Raw genomic sequence first — 8,494 nt, forward strand, 5'->3', positions numbered from 1 at the left:
TGGATGCCGTGTGTGGGCGACTACGAGGCGGCTTAATGGGTGGAGCGATTTGGTGAAGGAAGCCGCATTGAAAAGTAGGACGTCTATAGTTGCGCGCAATTCCGGATGGGGCAACGTTATCGACGCCCTACCGCATGGACTTATGGGAACGCCGCAATTTGTATCTGTTTTGACTCTGATCTACGTTCATTTGTGGATCATAGAAGGCGCAGTTCGAAAATGGGTGCCTGGCACAGAGCAAATCATGTATATCGCCAGGGACGCCATCATGGTGGCCGGCCTCATGGTTATCGTCCTCTTTAGTCGAGTACGGAATCGAAAAAGTGGTATCTTTCTTTGGCTCCTAGCACTCTTGCTGGTCATTCTCTGTGGCATCCAAGTCATCTCTGGAGTGGTGTCCCTAAAGGTGGCTGTTGTTGGATTGCGAAGTTACCTTGCTCCAATCTTGTTGGCCTACGCCGTCTGGATTCACGGTGGTGTTGACCTTCTCACAAAGGTGACTCGCGTAATTATTTTCTATGCACCAGTTGAATTAGCTCTCGCTGCTGCCCAAGTGATGAGCAGTAAATCCGCTTGGATTAACAAGGAAGTGGGCAGCGATGTTGCCTACTTTGTAAATGGCTCTATCGTTCGCGCTAGTGGAAGCTTCAGTGCCCCCTCAGGGCTGACACTATATGTTCCGCTCAGCCTGGCAGCGTGTTTGTGGGTGCTTCACCAACGTCGGCATCGCAAGTTCTTAGCAATTATAGCGCTAGTATCTGCACCCATAATAACGCTTATTTCCGGAGCTCGGGGGACCGTCCTGGCTTTTAGCGTAGTTCTTTGTGCCTATGGTGTTTATCAGTTGCTCTTACGCAGGGGCGCGGGTGTCAGGAATGTGGTTCTCATTGCTTTTCTTACCCTAGGCTTGTATTTTGTGGCTAGTTCAATATTTCCTGCCGTGTTTGAGTCCTTTTTTGCCAGATTCGACAATGCTTCAAGGAGTGAGGACACCGGAGACAGAGTCTTGAGTCAAATTTTCGATTTCGCGCTGGTTTCTCCCACGCTGCTGGGCGAGGGGGCTGGAAGTCACAGTATGGCCGGCATATCAGTGGGTTCAGCCGGTCCATGGATCGAAACCGAGAGCTTGAAGTGGGTCGCCGAACTGGGATTCTTTGGCACTATTCTGGCGTATACGAGAATCGTCGCATGCCTTGGACTCTGCGTTGCATTGGTTCTGCGCTTCAAGGACAGGCCTCTCGCTTCTGTCTTGCTCGCGGCTTGCCTGGTCCCCGTGGTTCTGTACGGTCAAATCACCCAATTCCCTTCGGCTCAGGCCTTCTTCTCCATTTGCATGTCAATGCTAATTCTAAGTTTTCGGTTTATGGGAGACCAGAATACTCGCGACTGTGCGGGAACTCTCCCGGCTACCACGGGGTTTTCCAGTGGGCCGAATGATGCCGGATCCGGTTCTGGCCGTATTTGCAATTAGGAATGAAACTTGAAAATACTCCTCGTTTCGCATGGGTTCTCCCCAGATGTTGGTGGCATAGAAGCTATGTCCGAGATTCTCGCACGAGGATTTAGCTCGGCCGGGCACGAAGTTGTCGTTATGACTCGGAGCGCCTCGACGACCTCGCGCCAAGATGACAACTTAACTTACAAGGTGTCGAGACGGCCGGCGCTCCGCCAAGTCGCAAGGCTCGTTGCGAATGCGGATGTAGTTTTTCATAACAACATTTGCGTTCGGTACGCGTGGCCGATCCTTCTATACCGTCGGCCCTGGGTCGTGGCCACCCACACTTGGATAAGGCGGAACGATGGACGACGGAGCCTGGTGGACCGGCTTAAAATTTTGGTCTTGCGCTTAGCGACAAGGATTTCTGCGAGTTCAGCACTAGCGCAGGACAATGGATTGCCGTCAGTCGTCGTGCCCAACGGCTATGACGCTGGGCTCTTTTGCATGAAGTCCGAGGTGGACCGCATTCCCGGATCGCTGGTTTTCGTGGGGCGGTTGGTTCCCGGAAAGGGCGTCCATGTGCTCTTGCAGGCTCTTCATCAACTCAAGCAAGAAGGTATCCAGCCGCCACTGACAGTCATTGGAGACGGGCACCAGAGAGCTATTCTCGAGAAGCTGACTGAGGTCCTGGGCCTCACGGGTCAAGTCAGCTTCTCAGGAGTGGTAAAAGGCGAGAAATTGGTTGAGGTATTGAATAGACACGACATTATGGTTATCCCGTCGGTCTGGAACGAACCTTTTGGCGTGGTTGCCCTTGAGGGTGCTGCCTGCGGATGCTACATAGTCGGAACAGAGAACGGTGGGCTACCTGAAGCCATCGGCAATTGCGGTACCGTCGTTCCTAACAACAACGCGGATGCACTCGCCAACGGTATCCAGCATGCTCTCCTGAGGCCGCCACGAGGGGAAGATTTCTCAATTTCGCGAAATCAGCACCTAGAACGACACACTCCGGAAGCAATGGTAAATGGTTATCTCGCTATTCTGATCGACGCGCGTCGTGAATACGGGTCTTCGACAACCAAGGCAGGCTAGTGATTTCCTCTAAAGTGTCACAAGTCCAGGCCCGGCATATGCGTCAGTCTCCCCGTCGCTTTTCCGGTTTCAAAAAGTGGACTCCGATCCTACTCAAATTCGTTTCCACTCAAGGAATTGTCCAGATTCTGGCCTTCGTAACGGGACTTGCGATAGTGGGAGCCATGGACAAGGAGTCTTACGCTCACTACACGGTCATCGTGGCCTTATTGGCGGCCATGACTGCCCTCTCCGAGTCGGGGCTTTCTAGTGTCCTGCTATCCATGGGAGGTCGTTTTAGGAATGACCGACTTCGGATGAGTTCCTTGTTCGTGGGAGGATTACGCTTCCGCCGCAAGCTTGGCGTCGCGGTCGGTGTTCTTGGTAACCTAGTGCTTTTGTTGGCACTGATTCAAACTGGGTCGAGTCTTGTCGCTTCGCTCCTTTTCGCGCTGCTTGCAACCCTTACTTTTATACCAATTCTTTCTAAAGGCGTTTACCAGGTCCATCTCCGACTTGTCCAAGACGTCAAGACCCTTCAACGTGTTGCCCTTGCTTCTGCCACGGTTCGATTTGCTCTAGTCATGCCGCTCGTGATGTTACGGCATGCTGATGTTTTTGTATTGTTGGTTATAGGACTCGTGACCGCAATTCTCGAGGCAGCATTGCTGAAACGCAAATCTAATCGTGAAATTGATTACAGTGCACCCGTACTTCAGGCTGATGTTCGCAGGTTCTCGAAAAGCCTAAAGCAGACTATGCCGATGAATTTCCCATTCGTCCTGCAAGGGCAACTTTTGTACCTCTTTTTGGGCTTAGTCGGGGGTGCCTTCGTGCTTGCTGACATAGCCGCGTTGTCTCGATTCGGTTTGGTATTCGCCGTTCTAAACGCCGTCTTGACAGACATAGGCGCCGGTCTGTTAGCAAGGTCGGGCGCGGCTGGTTCCGGAGTTCTCCGACTGTATGCCAAAGTCCTTGGCGCCTATTCGCTTTGCGCTGTTTTCCTCGTGGCAGTTGTTGCCATTTTTGCCGATTTTCTGGTGCATGTTTTGGGTCCGCAGTATGCTGGCCTTGAGTTGCCTTTGATTGTCGTGGCAGTGGGTTCCGCGTCTATAAATATTGGGAATGCGCTCGTTACCCTAAATCATTCCCGTGGGTGGCTTAAGTGGAGTTGGATTTTTTTGCCTATGACCGCTCTTTGGTGCCTATCTGGCTTGTTCTGGTTCGATCTAGGAAACGTATTCGAGGCAGCTCTCTTCATGGCATCCCAAGCTGTTCCGCTACTTGTGACGCAGTTCATCTGCTTATTGTCGGGTTCGCGTCTGGAATTTACCCGTCGCGCAGCGGACACGTAGAAACTAGTAATACCGGACCCAAATTAGGCTTTGGGCTTGATACCCCTCCATGACAGCCTGTCTGTCGGCGCTCCGCAGCGGTGATTACAAAGAATTCGCGCAGTATCACACGCGCCCCACCGGGTGCGTGAGCGGGTCATTGGGTGGTCGGGGTGGGTGAAGAAAGGCCGGTATAATTGTTCCAACAGCGCAAAACTCGCCGTTCTGGTGGCACTCTCTCTGGGGCTGCCATAAGTCTCTACAGGGGGGACCCCAGCTTGGATATCCGGGACTACCTACGTATTCTCCACCGCAACTGGATTTTGATTGCGGCACTGACGCTCTCGGGGGTGGTCGTTGCGGGCGGAGCCTCGATGCTTATGAAGCCCACCTACATGGCCACAACTCAGTTGTTTGTCGCGGCACAAACCAGCGGGTCGCTAGCAGAGCTGCAGCAGGGAAATACCTTCAGTCAAGCGCGTGTGCAGTCGTACGTGAGGACGGTAACTACTCCGATCGTTTTGCAACCTGCGATCGACCAGCTTGGACTCGATGTTCGACCTGATGAGTTAGCTGCCAGAATCAAAGCCACCAGCGATGTAAACACCGTCATCATAAACATATCGGTGACGGACTCGTCCTCAGTTCGTGCAGCAGCTACAGCAGAAGCTGTAGCTGACAGCCTGATAAGAGTCGTCGACGTCCTGGAAAAACCAAAATCCGGTGGTCCTACGGCAGTTTCGCTCTCAGTCATTGAACCCGCACAGGCGCCTATGACTCCGTCAACACCTAATACTCGGGTGAATCTCCTGATGGGACTGATTCTCGGATTGGTAATTGGTGTCACGTCGGCGGTGTTGAGGACTATGCTCGACAGTAAAGTAAGAGGCGAGGATGACCTGAAGCAGGTCACGGACGCTCCGTTGCTTGGTGGCATTGCGTTTGATCCGGACGCCGCAAGGAAGCCGCTACTGACACAGGGAACTCCCCAGAGTTCCCGAGCCGAAACGTTTCGACAGTTGCGGACGAACCTGCACTTCGCGAACGTTGCTGGGCATGCCAAGACCGTCCTATTGACTTCTTCGCTGCCTGGCGAAGGAAAGACGACAACGGCCACTAACCTCGCAATATCTCTAGCGCAAGCTGGACAGACTGTGTGCCTCGTGGATGCCGACTTGCGGCGGCCAATGGTTGGCGACTATCTCGGTCTGGACAGATCTGCTGGGCTTACAACCGCTCTTATAGGCCAGGCCCATGTAACTGATTTGCTTCAGCACTGGGGCGACGACAATCTCTTTGTCCTGACGTCCGGGACCGTCCCTCCAAATCCCAGCGAACTTCTGGGCTCGGATGCGATGAAGGACCTCTTGGAAGAGCTTGAGAGGGAATTTGACACAGTCATAGTCGATACGCCACCCCTTTTGCCAGTCACTGATGCTGCCGTGCTGGCGCAACACGCAGGTGGTGTAGTACTGGTGGTCGGATCTCAGAAGCTGAGAAATCAGGACTTGGCTAAGTCGTTGAAATCACTGGAGTTGGTCGGTGCGAACTTGCTCGGAATTGTCTTAAACCAGTTGCCCTCCAAGGGGCCGGACGCTTATGCCTACACCTACTACGGCAGCAGCACTGACAATCGGCCTACTAGTTTGGCGGGAAAAGGCCGCAAGAGTGAGCGTGCTGACCCAGTGGTTGAAGATGAGCCCATGGTGAGAGAACCGGACGAACGAGCCGCTGTAGCGTTTCCATTCAAGTCTGGGATGGGTCAGTAGCGGCTTATCTCGAGCCTTGAACATACTTTGTTCATCATTTTCAGCGTTGGGCTGCTGGCTACGCGCGCCGTGTTTTGGTCCTCGCTACGCCAAACAGCGAATCGATACTTTCGGTACTGCGGGGTGGTATCGGAGGCGGTGGCCGATACCCCGGTTCAACCCCCAGGCGCACACCCACCGCCGCCGTCATCCGTGCGTCTCCAGCAGCGCGGTATTTCCGTTTCCACAGCTTTAGTCCAGCTATTGGGGATCTCCCTAGGTACACTTTCTGGCTGTAATTTCCGGTGCGGAGTGGCGCGGCAGGGAAAATGTCAGAGGCACTATGAATTGCTAGCGACTAAGCAACCAGCAACCAAAAGAGACCCTGACCTGTCTAACTCTTTGTCTTGTTCCGGGGCAGGTAGTGGACATGGGCCGAAGCGCTGTGCTCGGAGCGGATAGCATCCACGGTCGTGCCGTAGCCGCGACCGCTCCGGGCCTGGTCCGGCACGTCGACGCAGGTCACAATCTTGCCGAGTTCCCTGACAGCGGCGTCGTCACGGCGGGGCACGGGCGTCGGCAGGTTCCGGCTTTATGATGCTGTCTGTTTGGGCCGGCCGGTGCCCTGATTTGGGCCAAGCGTGTCGAGCGCTGCCTACGCCCGGACTGTCCCCGATCCCAGTTTATCGAAGAGCGTCCGTTAGCACCTCCTGGTTCGTGGGGAAACGAGATCCCTTGGGCTAGCGTTACTGCGCCGTCCGGCACTTCACTTCTCATAAAACAGGCGTAAATCAAAGGGACGCTTAGCGAGTACTGCAACGCCGCCAATTATTTTTTGATCGTGGTGTTACTGCATCGGAATTTTCCGGTCGTGGCGCGGGTGATGATCCCCGCCTTGATCTCGTTCCACCATCAGCAGACGGTACGGTATAACCCCTTCGTCTCTGGTCACCTAGCGGTTGGGACCGGTTCTTCGAGTGGACGCGGATCTTTCCCTCGGGAAGCCCGACCCGAAGTCCCCCTCGCTCAGAGGTGAAACCAGAAGCTATGCAACTACTACCACCCATACCCCAGCGGAACTTGGCATCAGATGTATTAAGCGAGTTCGTGTGCTCTTAGTGAGAATGGGAGTCGGCAGTCCCCATCCATTGCGGCAACGGTACCAGGCGGGTTCGTAAGCGTTCCGTTACTGCTGCTGTTGGTTCCATCCTCACTGTGGTTGTTTCGGAGCCACTCAAAGCCGTCTATTGTACTCAAATCACGCTATGGCAGGGGTGAACGCTGGCCCAATCTTCGAGTTTGAATCGTTTTCCTGACACTACTATCGCGATCCCTCAGACTCGCGTACGCCAAGTACAATCGGGTCAAGAATAAGGCTTGTTGCTTTGCGGGAGGTACGGATCAACCATGTTCGAATGGCTTGAGGTCGGGGCGGACAACCACGTAATAACGACTAAAGGCTCCCTGCTGAATACGGGCCTGATCGTCGGGACAGAACGGGCGTTGGTGATCGATACTGGCTGCGGTCCCCGCCAAGGTCGCGAGATCTTGCATGCCGTCAGGGAAAAGACTGACCTGCCGCTCGTTGTTGTCAACACCCATGCGCACTTCGACCATTTTTTCGGAAATGCTGTTTTCGCCGCCGCCGGAGTGACAGAGTTCTGGGCTCACCAGAATTGCGCCGTGGAGATTGAGCAGCGCGGCGACTTGCAGCGCCGCCACGTAGAAACGATTGAACCTGAGATGTCCGCTGGCGTTGGAGAAAGCGTTGAACTCGTAGTGCCCAACGCCATCGTGAAGGAACAACCCGTCTTAGTCGACCTAGGGGGCATAACGGCGACCCTCTTCTACCTCGGCCGCGGGCATACGGGGGGTGACCTGCTGGTCGGGACGCCAACAACTCTTTATGTTGGTGATCTTGTGGAACAGGGCGCCCACCCCTCCTTTGAAGACTCCTACCCTGAGGAGTGGGCGGAAGTTCTTCGACACGTTTCCGCGCTGCGCCGCCGTTATGAGTTCCTGATTCCAGGACACGGTAAGCCGTGCAGCGACCAATACGTAAAGACAATGGCCGATACCATGACGACCGCTGTGCGGCAGGCCAGACAGCCCATCCGTGATACCCCCAATGACGCCACCAAAGCCATTCCCGTGTTGCCCTACGGTCCGGAGCAATCCCGTTGGTTCATCAAGCGGCTCCAAGAGACCAGGCGAAATTCGCAGGAAGCACATAGCAAAATGCGTTTTTCCTGACTGTCCGCGGTGACGGGTTCTAGCATCGGCGGATAGGCTGAAATTTAGTGACCCGGCTAGCACTCGATTACTACAGGAGTCTGGATAGACAGGTAGCTAGGGCTACCTGTGGGTGGAAGATGCATGGCACTGCTCGGCCCAATTAGCATCCCGAAGGCCTAGGGGAGACGTTTGACAGGCAGTCTCGTGTCCTCACTTGACGTGACTTGTCAATCCATGTGTCACGTGCTTAGGTCAAGAGCAGTAAGAAAGCTTATGACCGATGGAGATTATTGTGGCTTTGTCCGACTATGTCCTAGCGCTGGGCGCGCTTCTGGGCACGCTGTTAGTACCTTTCGTTGTTCTTCACCAAATGCTGCGGCTGAAGCGCCGCGCATTGCGGGTGCCCATCCGGCCCGCATCCGCATCCGCACCCAGAGGTAATCAACGCTGACTATGCCGTATGTCGACATCAACCCCCACAAAGGCCGTCCCAAATGGGTGGGCTACGCCATACTTGCACTTCTTCTGGTGCTCTCTATGGCCGTGGTCTTGGCCGCTCTGCTTCAGCACGGGACTGCCCCGGGTTTTGTTGACTCCTTGACCTAGCGAGCTTGTGCTCGTGGAAGGATGTTGACCATGCCCACGGCTTATGGGGCGGAGTTCCG

Annotated in this window: 5 protein-coding genes and 1 pseudogene; all 6 read left to right on the top strand. The window is 54.6% G+C overall.

What is annotated here, in order from left to right; all coding sequences use genetic code 11:
- Positions 1-52 precede the first annotated feature (52 nt).
- The 6 genes and pseudogenes from AB0280_RS07220 to AB0280_RS07245 all read left to right on the top strand — a co-directional run bounded on the left by AB0280_RS07220 (position 53) and on the right by AB0280_RS07245 (position 7,847).
- Positions 53-1,471 (top strand): O-antigen ligase family protein, encoded by a 1,419-nt coding sequence (locus tag AB0280_RS07220; protein ID WP_366366640.1) that lies wholly within the window; start codon positions 53-55, stop codon positions 1,469-1,471.
- 9 nt (positions 1,472-1,480) lie between these two features.
- Positions 1,481-1,915 (top strand): annotated as a pseudogene (locus AB0280_RS07225) (glycosyltransferase); the annotation flags it as partial.
- 27 nt (positions 1,916-1,942) lie between these two features.
- Entirely contained in the window at positions 1,943-2,533 is a 591-nt protein-coding gene (locus AB0280_RS07230) for a glycosyltransferase family 4 protein (protein ID WP_366366670.1), read from the top strand.
- Between the two features lie 164 nt (positions 2,534-2,697).
- Positions 2,698-3,867: a hypothetical protein gene (locus AB0280_RS07235; protein WP_366366642.1), complete on the top strand. Its 1,170-nt coding sequence runs from the start codon at positions 2,698-2,700 to the stop codon at positions 3,865-3,867.
- A 257-nt stretch (positions 3,868-4,124) separates the two neighbouring features.
- A complete protein-coding gene (locus AB0280_RS07240) occupies positions 4,125-5,615 on the top strand; it encodes a polysaccharide biosynthesis tyrosine autokinase (protein WP_366366644.1) in 1,491 nt (496 codons plus the stop codon).
- A 1,386-nt stretch (positions 5,616-7,001) separates the two neighbouring features.
- The gene (locus AB0280_RS07245) at positions 7,002-7,847 is read left to right on the top strand and encodes an MBL fold metallo-hydrolase (protein WP_366366646.1); all 846 of its coding nucleotides are present in this window, start codon (positions 7,002-7,004) and stop codon (positions 7,845-7,847) included.
- Positions 7,848-8,494 lie beyond the last annotated feature (647 nt).

This window comes from Pseudarthrobacter sp. 902506025 (assembly GCF_040702325.1).
Taxonomy (GTDB): Bacteria; Actinomycetota; Actinomycetes; order Actinomycetales; family Micrococcaceae; genus Arthrobacter.

Excerpts from the sequence above, each read along its gene's own strand:
- AB0280_RS07235 (WP_366366642.1), top strand. The coding sequence starts at position 2,698 with ATGGACAAGGAGTCTTACGCTCACTACACGGTCATCGTGGCCTTATTG.
- AB0280_RS07245 (WP_366366646.1), top strand. The coding sequence starts at position 7,002 with ATGTTCGAATGGCTTGAGGTCGGGGCGGACAACCACGTAATAACGACT.
- AB0280_RS07230 (WP_366366670.1), top strand. The coding sequence starts at position 1,943 with ATGAAGTCCGAGGTGGACCGCATTCCCGGATCGCTGGTTTTCGTGGGG.